Below are 15,756 nucleotides of genomic sequence, written 5' to 3' on the forward strand. Positions count from 1 at the left end.
TAGCGACTCCCAGAGGAGAGCGTCATGGATGCCGAAACGCGGCTGAAAGCCTGGAACGAGCAGGGATTTTTCGTGATGCGCGGTCTCATCGACCCGGCGCAGGCGAAGGCGGTCGAGGACGAGGTCATCGCTCGCATCCGCGCCTATCCACCCGAGCAACATCCGGGCGAGGCGATCTATCAGGCGGGTCCCGACTATGCGATTTTTCCCGAGAAGGAGCCGAGCCCCACTGCGGCGAACCCCGAGGACCGCATCGCCAAGGTCTTCAACTGCCACACCGAGGGCATGACGCGACATATCGCCGAGAGCGATGCGGTGGCCAACATCGTCGAAGGCCTTCTCGGACCCGATATCGACTGTTTCCAAAGCCAGTTCATCTTCAAGAACCCTGGCGTCATCGGCCAGCCTTGGCATCAGGACAGCTATTATTTCCGCTTCGACCGCCAACCGCAGGTCGGCGTGTGGCTCGCGCTCAGCCGCGCGACACGCGAAAACGGCTGCCTGTGGGTGCTGCCGGGATCGCACAGGGGGCCGATCCACGACCATGTTCCCGACCGCCGCCCCGCCGCGAACCGCGCCTATACCGAGATCGTCAGCGAAGACGACAGCGCGCGCGAGCCTGCACTGATGGAACCCGGTGACATGCTCTTCTTCCACAGCTTTTTGATGCACATGTCGACCGACAATGTCGCCAACGAGCGCCGCGCCGCGATGGTTTATCATTATGGCCGCACCGGCACTCTGCCGATCAACGACGAGGCCGCCGCCTCGCTCGCTCCCGTCAACCGCTGGATCCCGATCCGCCGCAAGAAGGTCGAGGCTGCATGAACGCCCCCTATCGCATCCATCCGCAGAACAAGGATTTCACCTGGACCGACGCACCCGACACGGGGCTGCGTCGCGTGACTCCAGAGCAGAAGAAGCAGTTCGACGAGCAAGGCTATTTCATCCTGCGCGGCGCCTTCACCGATGCCGAGCTCGATACCGTCGAGGCCGCGATCGATCCGCTCGAGCACCAGCATGAGCTTGCGATCCGCGCCAAGGAGGAAGGGCGCGAGGGTATATCGTCGGCCGATGCGATCACCTTCACCGGCCATATCGTCAAGAAATCGCCGATCCTGAAATCATTCGCCGCACATGAGGTGATTGCCGAGGTGTGCCACGACCTGATCGGCCCCGACGTGCGGCTCTATTGGGACCAGTCGGTGTACAAGAAATCGGGAAAGCCGCAGGAATTTCCCTGGCACCAAGACAATGGCTACACCTTCATCGAGCCGCAGCAATATCTCACCTTCTGGATTCCGCTCGTCGACGTCGATGTCGAGAATGGCTGCCCGTGGATCGCGCCAGGGCTGCACAAGCTCGGCACGCTCGATCATTGGGTGACCCCGATCGGCCTCAAATGCCTCAATGAAGCCGAGAATGCGGTGCCCGCACCCGCCAGCCGCGGCGATATCATCATCTTCTCCTCGCTCGCCCCGCACCGCACCGGCCCCAACCTGAAAGAAGGGACGGTGCGCAAGGCCTATATCCTGCAATATGCCCCCGATGGCGCCGAAGCGTGGACGAAGGAGGGCGAGCGCGTGCCGCAGACCGACCCCGATCGCCAGTTCCCGATCCTGACCAACGGAAAGCGGCCATGACCCCCGATCAGCTCGCGGCCTATGCCGACGCATTTCGGCGGGATGGCTTCGTCCATGTCCCCGGCGTGATTCCGGCAGACGATCTCGCCGTCTATGCCGCCGCGGTCGACGATGCGGTTGCGACGCGCAAGGCGGGCGACACGCGGACCTTGGACGAGAAATCGCCCTATGAACAAAGCTTCCTCCAGTGCCAATATATCTGGGAGGATTTTCCGGGCGTCCGCCCCCTCACCTTCCACCCAGCGGTCGGCGAAGTCACCGCGGCGCTGCTCGGCGCGAAGCGCGTGCGGCTGTGGCACGATCAGGCGCTCTACAAGGAAGCCGGCGGGCGCGAGACCGAGGCGCATCAGGACCAGCCCTATTGGCCGATCGTCGAGCGCGATACCGCCACCGCGTGGATCCCGCTGATGAAGGTCGACGCCGCCATGGGCTGCATGGGCTATGTCCCCGGCTCGCACCGCGGCGACGCCGAATATGTCGACATCTTCGGGACGCCGGGCGATGGCAAACGGCTGGTCGACAAATATGCGGACACGCCGCCGGTATTCGTCGAATGCGAACCCGGCGACGTGATCTTTCACAATGGCTATACGACCCATATGGCGAAGGCGAACCGATCCGATCAGACGCGGCGCGTCTATACCGCGATCTATTTCGCCGACGGGTCGCATCGCGGTGGGCCGCGTCCCCACCCGTCGGTCGACCGTGATGCGATTGCCGATGGCGCCGTGATCGACGGCCGCGCGACACCAATCACCTGGCCGCTGGAGGGGGGCCGTATTCCCGAACCCGAACCGTGGCCCGAAGCGACCGGTCTCGAGTGGCGCGAGCGCGCCGAGCGGCTCGGCATCATCCCGAAGCGCGCGTGACGAAGCTGCCGATCCGCCAGCAAGGCGCGCATTTCGTCGACGCGCATGGCGGGCAGGTGATGCTCCGCGGGGTCAATCTGGGCGGCGACTGCAAGGTGCCGCCGGGGCAAGGCACCGACGTCTACAGCGACTTCGCCGATCATCGCACGGTCTCCTTCGTCGGCCGCCCCTTCCCGCTCGCCGAGGCCGACGCTCACCTGGGCCGCATCGCGCATTGGGGTTTCAATACGCTGCGGCTGCTAACGACGTGGGAGGCGGTCGAGCACGCCGGACCGGGCCTCTACGACGAGGCTTATCTCGACTATTTCGCCGAAGTCGCGCGCAAGGCGGGCGAGCATGGTCTCAGCCTCTTCGTCGATTTCCACCAAGACGTGTGGAGCCGCATGTCGGGCGGCGATGGCGCGCCGGGATGGACGTTCGAGGCGGTAGGGCTCGACTTCACCAAATTCAATGCCGCCGGCGCCGCGCATGTCATGCAGGCGCGCTACGATTATGCCTCGCCCGAAAAGCTGCAGGCCGCCTATCCGCAGATGAGCTGGGGATCGAACTATCGACTGCCGGCGAACGGCATCATGTGGACGCTATTTTGGGCCGGTCGGACGGTCACGCCCGACTTCCTGATCGACGGCATCAACGTGCAGGATTATCTGCAGGATCATTATCTGGGTGCGATGAGCCAGGTCGCACGACGGCTCGCTAACATGCCGCATGTCATCGGCTTCGACACATTGAATGAACCGAGCCTCGGCTGGGTCGGTCAGCCGATCGCCTATCGCCATCTCGCGCCGTCGGACGCCAACCCCGAACGGCCGCGCATCGGACCCGCACTCGCGCCGCTCGATGCCATTGCAATGGCGCGCGGATTGCCTGTCGAGGTCCCTGTTCTAACGCGCGACGTGGCGGGTGCGGCGGTGCCGACGACGACTAAGGTCTTCAACCCAAATGGCGTGTCGATCTGGCGGGAGGGCGTTCCCTGCCCCTTTGAAACCGCAGGCCGCTACCGAATTGAGGACGGCGTCGCGGTTGCAACAGGGGACGACATCCTCGCCGCGATCGATCCCACCGACGACGTCTATCGCCCCTTCTTTCACCAGGTAGCGGAAACCATCCGCGCGCATCAGCCCGGCTGGTCGATCTTTGCCGAAATGGATGTCTTTGCGCATCTGGCGGGCCGCCGTTTCCCCACCGACCTACCCCACCGCACCGTCAATGCGAGCCATTGGTACGATATGGGAATGCTCTACCTCAAACGCTTCGATCCCACGAACCACCGCGACGCGGCGACCGGCCGCGCCGAAACCTCGCTCGACGCCATCAGCGCGCGCTACCAGCGACAACTTGGCGGTTTCGCCTTGGAAAGCACAGCCTTTCCGGGCGGGGGAGCGCCGACGCTGATCGGCGAATTCGGAATTCCCTATGACCTCGACGATGGCGATGCCTATGACCGCTGGGCCGCGGGCGAACGCGATGTCTGGGAGCAACATGAGGCCGCTCTAACCTCGATGTACGACGCAATGGACGCGCTCGGCCTCCATTCGACCCAGTGGAATTATACCGCGTCGAACCGCAACGATCTGCGCATCGGTGACGGCTGGAACCAGGAGGACCTGTCGATCTGGTCCACCGATCAGCGCCTCGGCACCGGCGAGCCCGGCGACGGTGGCCGCGCCGTTGCGGGCTTCAGCCGCCCCTATGTCCGGCGCGCGCAGGGACGCATCTGCAACGTCGGCTTCAACCGCGTCACACGCCGCTTCGCAGCGGAAATCGATGTCGACGGCAGCATCGGCGGCGCGACCGAAATCTATGTGCCGCTAGTCCATTATCCGGACGGCTTCGTTCTGCGCTGCGAGGGAATACCGGCCGACATCGATCTCGACCAAGCCGGTCAGCGCGCGCGCATCCGCGCGACAGTCGGCGGAGCCATGTCAGTAGAGATTCTTCCCGCGGTGTGATCAATCGGCGTGCTTGCGCCCGCGCTTCGCGGTCAAACTGCTACGCAGCCGCTCCTTGATGGCATTACGCACCGGCTGACTGGCCGCGAAATAATCGTCGATCACCGCAACCGCCCTGCCCTTGTCACGCGCAACCAGCGCGTCGACGATCGCGCGATGCATGCCAAGCACCTCGCCGTCGGCGCTACGACGCCCCTCGCTCGGCTCGGCGAACAGGTTGACATATCGCTCCAGCCGGAAACCGATGTCGCCGAGAAGCTGCATGAGCAGCGGCGAGCGGCAGCCCGACACGAGCGCGCCGTGAAACTCCCAATAAGCTCGCTGCCACTGCTCGCGCGCTTCGGGTTCGCCATCAGGCTCGACGACCTTTGCCTTAGACGCGCGGTGGAGCTGGACGACGACGCGCTCTTCCCATTCATCGTCGGCAAGGTCGATCGCCATCTCGATCGCCAGCTTATAGAGTCGCTGATAGACCGCCAGCACATCGTCATAGTCGGCGAGCGAGACCGGTGCGACGCGATAGCCCTTCTGATGCTCGTGAACGACGAGGCCGCTTTCGGACATCAGCAGAATAGCTTCGCGGATCGGGCTGTGCCCGACGCCATAGAATTGGACGAGATGCTCGACCTTCAACCGTTCATGCGGTTCAAAAACACCGCGCACGATATCACGCCGCAACCAGAATGCCGCTGCCTTCGAAGGATTCTGCACCGGATCAAATGGACCCGATACATCTTTATCCGAAAAGGTAGAAATCGATGGAATATTGGTCGTCACGACAACATTCCATAAGCGCAATCCAATCGATGTCCAGCGCCGCAAGGCCATTCAAGATGGGGTTCTGGCCGATTGCGGACATTCCGCAATTGGGTGCTATTTGGGTAATAGCTGCCGCCTTTTTTGGGCTTCCAGCGCGACAAATTGCGACGCGCCCATGTTAAAGCAAAACACACGATTGTCGTAACCTTGGAGTATGATTTAGCGAACGCGACAACAGGCAGTGCCGGTTCGCTCCGGCGAATATAACTCACTCAATAGAATCTAAGGACATCGAGGTCGTTGCAGACCAACGGGGAATCGCATCGCCGATGGCCGTGGCGCGGATAATCTCAAGCGGGTCGCTGCTAACGGCGATCGCGATAAAGAACCGACAGCAAATTTGCTCTAGCTTCCGACGGGCGTGCGCATGTTGAGCATCAATGTACCGACCAGGATCAGGCCAATCGCGGAAAGCGCCCACGCGTCGAGCTTTTGACCATAGACGACCCAAGCGATCGCCGTGACGAGTACAATCCCAATCCCGCACCAGATCGCATAAGCGACGCCGACTGGTATGGTGCGGAGCGCCATGGACAGGCAATAGAAGGCGAGGCCGTATCCGACGATGACGACCACCGAAGGAAGGGGGCGCGTGAAGCCGTCCGCCATTTTGAGGAAAGAGGTCGCCAGGACTTCGCAGATTATCGCGAGCGCCAACCAGCCGGGGCCGCCGAGCGATATCAAAGCGCCGACTTTCGCAAGAAATATGCCCGATGTCCGATATTGAGCCTCATTCAGCGTCTGATGACATGGGCAACGCCGCGGTACAATCGCTTGCAGGTCGAGCCGCTTCGCGGAGGCCCAGCATCAACAGTGCAGCGCCGCCCACCAGCGCAGCGCTGACCGTCAGCGCGAGATCATAATCGCCATTGGCGTCACGCATCAGCCCCAGTGCAAAGGGACTCAGACCATAGCCAAGCGCGAAGACGCTATATTGCCACCCATAGATTGCGCCATATTGCCGCTGCCCGAAGTGGAGCGCGGTCAGATAGGCGAGCAAGTCGATTTCGGCGCCCGCCGCCATCCCAAGCAATATGGCCGCGACGGCGCCCATCGCGAGCCCATCGAGGAGCAGAAGGCCGATCCCCAGTGCGGCAAGCGCGAGCACGGCGAGCGAGACGAGTGCAGCCGGATAGCGGTCGAGGAGCAGGCCAATGCCGAGCCTGCCTACGACGCTCGACAGTCCGACGAGGGAGGCCGTGCCGGCCGCCGCCAAGGGGCCGGCGCCGAGATCGCGGAAGAGCGGCACAAGATGAACAACGACCCCGCCCAGTCCGGCGGCCATCGCAAAGGAGATGACGGTGAGCAGCCAGAACCGCCCGGTCTTTCGCGCCGCGGCGGCGGTCATGCCGGCCATGGGCGCGGCGGTCGCTGGCGCCTTTCGCCCTTGCGGCACGCTTCGGAAGCCGAACCAGACGATCGGCGCGGTGGCGATCGCTATTCCGGCAAGCGCCAGATAGGCCGCGCGCCAACCGGCCGTTTCGGTCACCATTGTCACCAGCTGCGGAACCCAGAAGCCCGCCAGCCCCGCGCCCGTGAGCGCAATCCCGAGTGCCAGTCCGCGCTGTCGTTCGAATGCCGCAGCAATGGGCCGGATGAGAACGATCGGCGTGGACCCTACCCCGAGCAATGCAATCACGGCGTAAAGCGCCCAGAACAGTTCGATGCTGCCGGCTGTCGCGACAAGCAGGATCACGCCCAACGCATAAGCGACCAGACTGGTCGCACCGACATTCGCTGCGCCGTAGCGGTCGCATAGCCGACCTGCGGTGGCGCCCGAGACGAAGACCGCAAGCGTCATCAGCGTCACCGCGAGCGATATGTCGCCGCGGCTCCAGCCGAACTCGGCCTGCAACGACGGAATGAAACTGCCGAGGCTGTAGAAGAGCGTCGCGGTCATTCCGGCCGACAGTCCGATTGCGGCGCTGGCAAGCAGGAAGGATTTGCCGCCGAACTCGCCCGGCAGGCTCATGGGACAGCCGAAAACCCGTAAACCGCCTGGACCACCGCGTCGCTCAGCTGATTGTCGGCCCCCGCCTCCTCGATCGTCCGCACCGCATCGAGCCCGCGCAGCCCGACCGGCGTGGGCTTGCCATTCGCGACCATCACATGGCGTTCGTCGAGCAGATAAGCAGCGGCGGGCAGCGTTTCCGCGATGGCGACCGCACTTGCGCGATCGGGCCAGATGCCGTGGACCAGCGATCCGAAAACCCGGCCGCCGGTGTCGGTCTGGTTCCAGCCCGACGGATCGCCGCCCGTCAAATCATAGGCGGCCAGGTAGAGCGGCGCATCGCCGAGCGTTGCGACGAGTGTGCCGAAATCGGTGCCCGCCTCGACGACAAGGAACATCACCTGCCCCGCCGCGGTGTCGTTGTCGACAAGCGTCCGCGAAGCGCCCTCGGCCAGGTTGTAGAGGAGTGCGCGGCGGAAGACATTCTGCTCGTCGCGGTGGATATGCTGGGTCACCTCGCTGTGGATGAGGCCGGCCCGGTCCTCCTCCGAGCGATAGGTCACGATCGCGATCCCCTCGAAGGGATCGGAGGCCGCATCGAGCGGGGTCACGTGATACTGCGTATAGCTGTCGAACCCCGGAATCCTTGCTGCCATCACTCCATGGACGTCGCGCCAGTAACGGGTGAAGAGCGAGCGGCTGATATCGGTGCGCCGCTCGATCAGCGCAACAGTGCTTATGCCGACCATAAAGCGCCCTCGACCGGGATAATCGCTCCCGAGACATAGGATCCCGCCGCCGACGCAAGGTACACGACAGTCCCGCCGATATCGGCTTCGCTCCCGAGTCGGCCGGCCGGAATTCCCTCTATCATCTGCTCCTTCAGTCCCGGCACGGCGGTAAAGAACCCGTCGGTCATGTCGCTCGGGAAAAAGCCGGGCGCGATCGCGTTCACGTTGATCCCTTTACGGGTCAGGTCCGATGCCAGTGCGCGCGTGAGCTGATGCAGCCCGCCCTTGGCCGCGCTGTAGGCATAGGCACTGCTGCTCTTCGCCCAGAGCGCCGCGATCGAACCAATGTTGATCACGCGGGCCGGATCGCCGTCGCGAGAAGCCGCTGTCAACTGCGGAAGCAGACCCTGCACAAGAAAGAAAGGCGTGCGTAGGTTGACGGCCAGTTCGCGATCCCATTGCTCGGGGGTGATTTCGTCGATCGCTGCCGCCGTGAAGGTGCCGGCATTGTTGACCAGAATATGCACCTCGGAGGCCAAGCTGGCCACATCTGCCGCCGCCCCTGCGACGCCTTCGCTGGTCGCGAGATCATGCCCTAGCAACTGGCACTTGCCCTTGCCGTTGAGCGACTCAGCAAACGCCAGATTCTCCGGGCCCGCACGAGCAATGATCAGCACCCGCGCGCCGGCCGCGACGAGCGATCGGCTGATCATCGCACCGACACCCTTGGCGCCCCCGGTGACCACGGCGGTCTTGCCAGCAAGGTCGAAGAGGCCGGTCATGCCGCGGATACCGGCTTTGCCACATTGATAGTCTGCAGCGCGAGATAGGGGTAGAGGCCTTCGACCCCTCCCTCGACGCCGAAGCCCGACTGCTTGTTGGCGGGAAAGGGCACTTGCGGATCGAGCGCGCAATGCTGGTTGACCCAGACACTGCCACTCTCGAGCCGCGCGGCGACCTTCGCCGCCGCCTCGACATCGCTGCCCCACACTGATCCACCGAGCGCGAAGGGCGACGCATTGGCACGCGCCACGGCATCGTCGACATCGCTGTAGCGGATGATCGGCAAGATCGGGCCGAACGGCTCCTCGTCGACGATCGCCGCTCCGTCCGATACGTCGCGGACCACGGTCAGCGGTACGAAATAGCCTGCACCATCCGCGGCATCCCCGCCGGCGATGATCTTCCCCGCCGCCTTGGCCTCGCCAAGATAATGCAGCACCTTTTCATACTGGGCCTTGTTCTGCACGGGCCCGAACTCGGCGCTTGCATCGCTGCCCGGCGCGACCTTTGCGCCGCGGGCCAGGGCTGCAATTGCGTCGCACATCTCGTCATAGATGCTGTCGTGGACATAGAGCCGCTTGATGACGGCGCATACTTGCCCGGAATTGAAGAAGGCGAAGGCGAAAACCGCCGGTGCGACGGCGGCGATGTCGGCGTCGGGCAACACGATGGCGGCGTCGTTTCCGCCAAGCTCCAGCGTCACACGCTTCAACGTCGTCGCCGCCGCCGCCATGATTTTGCGCCCGGTTTCGGTCGATCCGGTGAAGCTGATCTTGGCAACATCCTCATGCGCAACAAGCAGCGCGCCCGCATCATTTCCGCCCGACAGGATGTTGACGACGCCCGCCGGCACGACCTCCGCCCAGAGTTCGCCGAGGCGAAGCGTCGTGAGCGGCGTTGTCGGCGCTGTCTTGACAACGATCGTGTTTCCGGCGGCGAGCGCCGGTCCGATCTTGCTGCAGGCGATATAGATTGGAGCGTTCCAGGGGACGATCGCGCCAACGACACCGAGCGACTTTCGGTGAAGCTCGACCCGCCGGGTGTCGTCCTCGACGATCAGTTCGGGCTCGACCTCGAGGCCGGCATAATAGCCAATATAGCTGGTTGCGAGATGGAGGATTTCGAACTGCGCGAGCCCCATCGGCCGACCCGTTTCCCGGACCAGCAACGCGCAAAGCTCATCTGCATTTTCCGCGATTTTCGCGGCCATCGCGCGAAGGACATCGCCGCGAGCCGATGGCGCAAGCTCGCGCCAGGCGGGATAGGCCGCCTTCGCGGCCGCCACGGCGCTGTCAACGTCGGCCGCATCCGCGTCGGGAACCTGGGTGAAAGCGGCGCCGGTGCAGGGATCGACGACGTCGAGCATCCGGCTCCCCTGCACAAGTTCTCCGCCAATCAGCATCCGGACCATGTCACTCTCCTCAATCTCAGGCGGTCAGAGCCACCCGATTATCATCATTGTTCGTTTCGGGAGCCGCTGCCGCGTTGCGGAACCGCTCAACAACGCTTGTCTCAAGTCCGCGTACGCGATCGATCGACGCCTCTTTCACATGGCCATACCCACGAATCTGGGCGGGCAGACTGGCCGCCTCGACCGCAAATTTGTGATTGGCCGCGGTAAGCGACCCAGCCATGTCCCGCAGCCGTGTTTCATATTCGTCGATCAGCGCGCGCTCCATCTTGCGCTCGGCGGTGTAGCCGAAAGGATCGAACGCGGTGCCGCGCAGCCTTTTGCCCTTGGCGAGCAGCGGAAACAGCGTGCCGACCCACGGACCGAACTCGCGTTTCAGCAAATGGCCGGTCTGGGGATCGCGCTTCGAGAAAATCGGCGGCGCGAGATTGTAGCGCAGCTTCGCGCCATCCTCGAAAGAGGCCGCGAGCTCTTGCCGGAACGCGGGGTCGGCATGCAGGCGCGCGACCTCATACTCATCCTTATAGGCCATGAGCTTGGCAAAATTGCGCGCGACCATGACCGCGAGCGACGTGCTGCCGGGCAGGATCCGCTGCTCGGTGGCCGCGACGTCGTCAACCAGCGCGCGGTAGCGCGCGGCATAGGCCGCGTCCTGATAGGCCGTGAGCAAGCGCGTGCGGTGCTCGATGATATCGCCCAGATCGGTGAGCGGCTTGAACTCGGGTGCGGTCCGTGTCGCGGCGGCCGCCTCGTCGACCTTGGCCGGGTCGATGACGAGGAGGCGTCCGAGCGCAAACGCCGACTGGTTGAAGGCAGTCGCGACGCCATTGATCTCGACCGCGCGCGCGATCGACGCCGGCGACACGGGAAGCAAGCCGAGCTGCGACGCATAGCCCAGCATGAAGAGATTGGCGGCGATCGTATCGCCGAACAGCGCCAGCCCCAGGCCCGTCGCGTCGACGCCGTGCAGCGCGGCCGACAGCTTCTGCAGCCGCCCGACGATCAGACTCTGGTCGAGCACGAGGTCGGGGTTGCGCTGGAAAGCCGGCGTCGGCGTGATGCGCGCATTGACGACGGTCGTCGTTCGCGCGTTCGACAGGGTGACCACCGGCTCCTTGGCCAGCGCCGCGACGGCATCGAAAGCGAGCGCGAGATCGGCTTCGCCGGTGCCGAGCTTCTGCGCCGCAAGGTCGCCCACCGCCGCGGCGATACGCACATGGCTGTAAACTGCGCCATTCTTCTGGCTGAGCCCCGTCATGTCGAACACCGAGCAGGCAAGCCCTTCGAGATGAGCGGCCATCCCGAGCAGCGCACCGATCGTCACGACCCCGGTGCCGCCGATTCCGGAAACCATGATGTTGAACGCGCCGTCCGCGAGCGCAGCCAGCGGAGGTTCGGGAAGATCGGTCTGCGCTTCGCCAGCGAGCGCCGAGACCTTGGGCTTGCGCGGTTCGGCATCGAGCACGGTGATGAAGCTCGGGCAGAAGCCTTTGACGCAGCTATAATCCTTGTTGCAATTCGACTGGTCGATCTGGCGCTTGCGGCCAAGCTCGGTTTCCTTCGGCCAGACGCTGACGCAATTCGACTGAACCGAACAATCGCCGCAGCCTTCGCACACAGCGCTGTTGATGAACATGCGCTTCGCCGGATCGGGAAATTTACCGCGCTTGCGGCGGCGTCGCTTTTCGGCGGCGCAGGTCTGCTCATAGACGATAACGGTGACGCCCTTCACCTCGCGAAGCTCGCGCTGCAGCGCATCGAGCTCGTCACGGTGATGAACGGTCACGCCGTCGCCGAGGCCGCTGTTCGCGTCGTAGAGATCGGGGCGGTCGGTGACGACGATGCAGCGCTCGACACCTTCGGCGAGCACCTGCCGCGTGACGTCGCCGGGGGTCAGCGGACCATCGACCGGCTGCCCGCCGGTCATTGCGACCGCATCGTTGAACAGGATCTTGTACGTCATGTTGACCTTGGCCGCGACCGCGCCGCGGATCGCCAGCAGGCCCGAATGATAATAGGTGCCGTCGCCGATATTCTGGAAGATGTGCGGTGTCTTGGTGAAATAAGCGAGGCTGTACCAATGCGCCCCCTCGCCGCCCATCTGGGTGTTGGGCAGCATCTCGGGACCCGAATACATCGCCATCGCATGACATCCGATCCCGCCGCCGGCGAGGCTGCCGTCGGGAAAGCGGGTGCTACTATTGTGCGGGCAGCCCGAGCAGAAATAGGGTGCGCGCACCGCGTCGCCGGGCTTCTGACTCGCAACCTTGGTCATCGCGGTCCGAAGCGCAGCAACACGCTCGGCGATCGCGGGCGGCTCGCTTCCGAGCCGCCGCAGTCGCTCGGCGATGACGAGCGCCAGCTGGAGCGGATCGAGCTGTTCGTCGCTCGGGATCATGAACGCGCCCGTCTCGTCGCTCTTGCCGACGATCGCCGGCGCGCCGGGCCGGCCATAGAGGATCGCCTTCGCTTGCGCCTCGGTCAGCCCGTCTTTTTCCTCAATGAACAGGAGTTCGGCCTGACCAGCGGCGAATTCGGCGAGCCCCTCGCGCTCGACGGGATACATGCAGCCGAGCTGGTAGAGCGAAATGCCGAGCGCTGCCGCATCCACATCGTCGAGGCCGAGCAGCTTCAGCGCCTGCCGCGCATCCTGGACCGCCTTGCCGGTCGCGACAATCCCCAGCTTGCGCATGCCCGTATCGATGAGCACCCGGTCAATGCCGTTCGCGCGAACGAATTTCTCGACGAGCGGCCAGCGGAAGCGCTTGGCCACGATCTCCGACTGGACGCGGTCGAGATGGGTCGGGAAATTGTGAAAGCCATTGGCGGGTGCGGCGCCGCGTTCGGGCAGCACCGGACCATTGTCGGGGCGCGGCAGCTCGACGGTCATCGTCTGCTCGAGCACCTCGTTGCACATCTTGAAACCGGTGAAGAGCCCGGTGTAGCGCGACATCGCCCAGCCCAGCAGGCCGAATTCGAGCACGTCCTGAACATCTGAAGGCGCGAGGATAGGCATGCCCGCGTGCATCAGGGCCACTTCGCTTTGGTGCGCGACCGTCGAGGACTTCCCACTATGGTCGTCACCGGCCACGATCAGCACGCCTCCATTGGGGTGGGAGCCCGCCATATTGCCATGCTTGAACGGGTCGCCCGATCGGTCGACGCCTGGGCCTTTGCCGTACCAGAGCGCGAAGACGCCATCCTTGGTCGCATCGGGGATGCCGGCAAGCATTTGCGTTCCCCATACCGCGGTCGCCGCGAGATCCTCGTTAACGCCGGGCTGGAACATGACGTCCATGCTCTCGAGAAGATCCTTGGCCCGCCACAGCTCCAGATCGTAGCTGCCGAGCGGCGAGCCGCGATAACCCGAGATGAAGCCGCCGGTGTCGAGGCCGGCGCGCGTGTCCCGTTCCTTCTGGAGCATCGGCAGGCGCACGAGGGCGTGCGTGCCGGTCATCAGCACGGTGCCCTCGTCGATCGTATATTTGTCGGTCAGTTTGACGTCACGCATGGGAAAAGGGCCTTTGTGTTTCATCCGGGCGATAGGCGGCGCCATGGTCCGCCAGATACGCTCTGAAACTTGTTTCGAACTCGGCGATGACGACGCAGCTGCTCGGACGCGCACGCATCGCGGCCAGCCAATCGTCGAGCCCGCCGATCTCTTCGATGATCGAGCGACCATATATGAAGCGCGTCACACGGTCGGCGATGTCGAGGTTATAATAAGCGAACAGATCGGCCTGCCCGGGGCGATGCCCGAGAATAAATGGCCTGGGTACGAGAAGCTGCGACAGGGCAGCCGTCGCGCGATCGAGCATCGCTCGCACCGCCAGCTCGGTCGAAGGCAGGTTCGCACCGCCCATGAATACGCCGGCGAAAAGCTGACGCACCTGCGCCTCAACATATAGCTGGATGATATTGATCGTCTGCCGCGCCCGAGCGCGCGCAAACGGCGGTTCCGGTCGGAGCGGCAAATCGGGAAATGCGTCGTCCAGATAGTCGAGGATCGCGACGGTCTCGCTGAGACGCCCCTCCCCTGTCTCCAGCACCGGGATCTTGCCGAGCGGGCTTATCGCAAGGAACTCCGCCTCCTGCGAGGAGCGCGTAGGAACGAACTCGAACGGCACGTCCTTCTCCAGGAGCGCGGCTCGCACGATGTTCACATAATTGCTCACCGGATAGCCGAGGAGGCGCACGCCGGTCATGGATGCAGGTCCAGGACCTTGCCGGGGTTGAGGATATTGCCGGGGTCGAGAAGACGTTTGATTTCTGCCATCAGGCCGCGCTCAGCCTCCGACCGCGAGACGTCGAGCCACGGCTTTTTCTCAAGACCGATCCCGTGTTCGGCCGAGATCGATCCGCTGATCGGGCGCAACGGCTCGTAAACGCACGCCTCGACGCCGTGCCGGTCGCCTTCGCCGCCCGCGCCGATCGCGATATGGAGATTGCCGTCGCCCATATGGCCGAGGAAGGCGATCTTGCCAGCTGGCCAGCGATTTTTAAGCATCGCGGTTACCGCCGCGATATAGTCCTGCATATCGCCGACCGGAAGCGAGACATCGAAGGCATAGAAGGGCTGGAACTCGCGCACGACATGCTCGAGATCCTCGCGGATTTCCCAAATCTGCTGGCGCTGCGCTTCCGAGCGGGCGAGGACCGCATCGTCAAAATAGCCGCGTTCGCCCGCTTCACCAAGAACGGTCTCGAACAGCTCGGTGTCGCGCTCCTGTTGCGATCCGAGCATCTCGATGATGGCGTAATAGGGCTGATCGGAGGGAAGCGGCGGTGCATGTTTGCCGGCGCCGGTGTTGACCCGGTAGAAGCTGTTGTCGATGAGCTCGAACGCGCTCAATAGCCCTCCGAAGCTCTGGTCGACGAATCTCAGCAGATTGACCATCTGGTCGAAATCCGAAGCGCAGACGATGGCGGTGTTCGAGCTCGACGGGCGCTCACGAAGGCGAAGCACGAGTCGCGTGATGACGCCAAGCGTGCCCTCGGAGCCGATAAAGAGCTGCTTCAGATCATAGCCCGTGTTGTTCTTGATCATCTGGTTGAGCGACGAGATGATCCGGCCGTCGGCAAGCACTGCTTCGACGCCAAGCACCTGCTCGCGCATCATCCCGTAGCGGATAACGCGCATGCCGCCGGCATTGGTCGATGCATTTCCACCGAGCTGGCACGACCCGCGCCCGCCGAGATCGAGCGGAAAGGTCAGACCGTGCCCCTCTAACGCAGTCTCCAGCGTGTCGAGGACGACGCCGGCCTGGACCGTCGCGGTGCGATTGACGGGGTCGATGGCTTCAATCTCCGCCATGCGTTCCATGGAGAGAATGATTTCGCCCGGCTTCGTCTGGGTCGCCCGGACCCAGCCCGACATGCCGCCTTGCACTACGACCGGCTGACCCGCGTCATTGCAGGCCTTGAGGATCGCGGCGACTTCGGAGGTCGTTCGCGGCCGAAGGATTGCGTCCGCTTCGATCCGGTCCATGAAATATCCGGGATAGCGCGACGAGACGGCATCGCCAGTCAGCACGCCACCTTCGCCAACGATGGCGCGCAGCGTGTCCAGCAGCCGGAGATCGGCTCGCAAGGCGGGT

General features: G+C 63.9%; 13 protein-coding genes. 4 read left to right on the forward strand and 9 right to left on the reverse strand.

Annotated features, from left to right (window positions below; translation table 11 throughout):
- The first annotated feature begins 24 nt into the window (after nt 1–24).
- The 4 genes from J2X44_RS14450 to J2X44_RS14465 are packed head-to-tail and all read left to right on the forward strand — an operon-like array spanning nt 25 to nt 4,464.
- Nucleotides 25–828: a phytanoyl-CoA dioxygenase family protein gene (locus J2X44_RS14450; RefSeq protein WP_310085452.1), complete on the forward strand. Its 804-nt coding sequence runs from the start codon at nt 25–27 to the stop codon at nt 826–828.
- A complete protein-coding gene (locus J2X44_RS14455; RefSeq protein WP_310085455.1) occupies nt 825–1,643 on the forward strand; it encodes a phytanoyl-CoA dioxygenase family protein in 819 nt (272 codons plus the stop codon). Before J2X44_RS14450 ends, J2X44_RS14455 begins: the two co-directional genes overlap by 4 nt.
- Nucleotides 1,640–2,512, forward strand: coding sequence for a phytanoyl-CoA dioxygenase family protein (locus J2X44_RS14460; RefSeq protein WP_310085457.1), 873 nt, complete (start codon nt 1,640–1,642; stop codon nt 2,510–2,512). Before J2X44_RS14455 ends, J2X44_RS14460 begins: the two co-directional genes overlap by 4 nt.
- Nucleotides 2,509–4,464 (forward strand): cellulase family glycosylhydrolase, encoded by a 1,956-nt coding sequence (locus J2X44_RS14465; protein ID WP_310085460.1) that lies wholly within the window; start codon nt 2,509–2,511, stop codon nt 4,462–4,464. The genes J2X44_RS14460 and J2X44_RS14465 overlap by 4 nt, the downstream gene beginning before the upstream one ends.
- On the opposite strand, the gene J2X44_RS14470 is transcribed toward J2X44_RS14465, so the two are convergent.
- From J2X44_RS14470 to J2X44_RS14510, 9 genes are all read right to left on the reverse strand, one after another.
- The gene (locus tag J2X44_RS14470; protein WP_310085463.1) at nt 4,465–5,292 is read right to left on the reverse strand and encodes an FCD domain-containing protein; all 828 of its coding nucleotides are present in this window, start codon (nt 5,290–5,292) and stop codon (nt 4,465–4,467) included.
- A 336-nt stretch (nt 5,293–5,628) separates the two neighbouring features.
- On the reverse strand, nt 5,629–5,964 hold the full coding sequence (locus tag J2X44_RS14475; protein WP_310087072.1) for a multidrug efflux SMR transporter: 336 nt from the start codon (nt 5,962–5,964) through the stop codon (nt 5,629–5,631).
- 49 nt (nt 5,965–6,013) lie between these two features.
- Nucleotides 6,014–7,255, reverse strand: coding sequence for an MFS transporter (locus J2X44_RS14480; RefSeq protein WP_310085466.1), 1,242 nt, complete (start codon nt 7,253–7,255; stop codon nt 6,014–6,016).
- A complete protein-coding gene (locus tag J2X44_RS14485) occupies nt 7,252–7,983 on the reverse strand; it encodes an EthD domain-containing protein (RefSeq protein WP_310085469.1) in 732 nt (243 codons plus the stop codon). Before J2X44_RS14485 ends, J2X44_RS14480 begins: the two co-directional genes overlap by 4 nt.
- Complete coding sequence (locus J2X44_RS14490; protein ID WP_310085471.1) at nt 7,971–8,747, reverse strand: SDR family oxidoreductase; 777 nt, start codon at nt 8,745–8,747, stop codon at nt 7,971–7,973. The genes J2X44_RS14485 and J2X44_RS14490 overlap by 13 nt, the downstream gene beginning before the upstream one ends.
- Nucleotides 8,744–10,159, reverse strand: a complete 1,416-nt coding sequence (locus J2X44_RS14495) for an aldehyde dehydrogenase family protein (protein ID WP_310085474.1) — start codon at nt 10,157–10,159, stop codon at nt 8,744–8,746. The genes J2X44_RS14490 and J2X44_RS14495 overlap by 4 nt, the downstream gene beginning before the upstream one ends.
- A 16-nt stretch (nt 10,160–10,175) precedes the next feature.
- Nucleotides 10,176–13,670, reverse strand: a complete 3,495-nt coding sequence (locus tag J2X44_RS14500) for an indolepyruvate ferredoxin oxidoreductase family protein (protein ID WP_310085477.1) — start codon at nt 13,668–13,670, stop codon at nt 10,176–10,178.
- Nucleotides 13,663–14,364, reverse strand: a complete 702-nt coding sequence (locus J2X44_RS14505; protein WP_310085480.1) for a glutathione S-transferase family protein — start codon at nt 14,362–14,364, stop codon at nt 13,663–13,665. Before J2X44_RS14505 ends, J2X44_RS14500 begins: the two co-directional genes overlap by 8 nt.
- Complete coding sequence (locus J2X44_RS14510) at nt 14,361–15,749, reverse strand: FAD-binding oxidoreductase (RefSeq protein ID WP_310085483.1); 1,389 nt, start codon at nt 15,747–15,749, stop codon at nt 14,361–14,363. Before J2X44_RS14510 ends, J2X44_RS14505 begins: the two co-directional genes overlap by 4 nt.
- Between the last annotated feature and the right edge of the window lie 7 nt (nt 15,750–15,756).

Origin of the sequence: Sphingopyxis sp. BE259 (assembly GCF_031457495.1) — a bacterium.
In the GTDB taxonomy this organism is placed as follows: domain Bacteria; phylum Pseudomonadota; class Alphaproteobacteria; order Sphingomonadales; family Sphingomonadaceae; genus Sphingopyxis.

Bases quoted from the DNA above. Each gene is read 5' to 3' on its own strand.
- J2X44_RS14450 (WP_310085452.1), top strand. From the start codon at position 25: ATGGATGCCGAAACGCGGCTGAAAGCCTGGAACGAGCAGGGATTTTTC.
- J2X44_RS14455 (WP_310085455.1), top strand. From the start codon at position 825: ATGAACGCCCCCTATCGCATCCATCCGCAGAACAAGGATTTCACCTGG.
- J2X44_RS14460 (WP_310085457.1), top strand. From the start codon at position 1,640: ATGACCCCCGATCAGCTCGCGGCCTATGCCGACGCATTTCGGCGGGAT.
- J2X44_RS14470 (WP_310085463.1), bottom strand. From the start codon at position 5,292: ATGGCCTTGCGGCGCTGGACATCGATTGGATTGCGCTTATGGAATGTT.
- J2X44_RS14480 (WP_310085466.1), bottom strand. From the start codon at position 7,255: ATGAGCCTGCCGGGCGAGTTCGGCGGCAAATCCTTCCTGCTTGCCAGC.
- J2X44_RS14485 (WP_310085469.1), bottom strand. From the start codon at position 7,983: ATGGTCGGCATAAGCACTGTTGCGCTGATCGAGCGGCGCACCGATATC.
- J2X44_RS14490 (WP_310085471.1), bottom strand. From the start codon at position 8,747: ATGACCGGCCTCTTCGACCTTGCTGGCAAGACCGCCGTGGTCACCGGG.
- J2X44_RS14495 (WP_310085474.1), bottom strand. From the start codon at position 10,159: ATGGTCCGGATGCTGATTGGCGGAGAACTTGTGCAGGGGAGCCGGATG.
- J2X44_RS14500 (WP_310085477.1), bottom strand. From the start codon at position 13,670: ATGCGTGACGTCAAACTGACCGACAAATATACGATCGACGAGGGCACC.
- J2X44_RS14505 (WP_310085480.1), bottom strand. From the start codon at position 14,364: ATGACCGGCGTGCGCCTCCTCGGCTATCCGGTGAGCAATTATGTGAAC.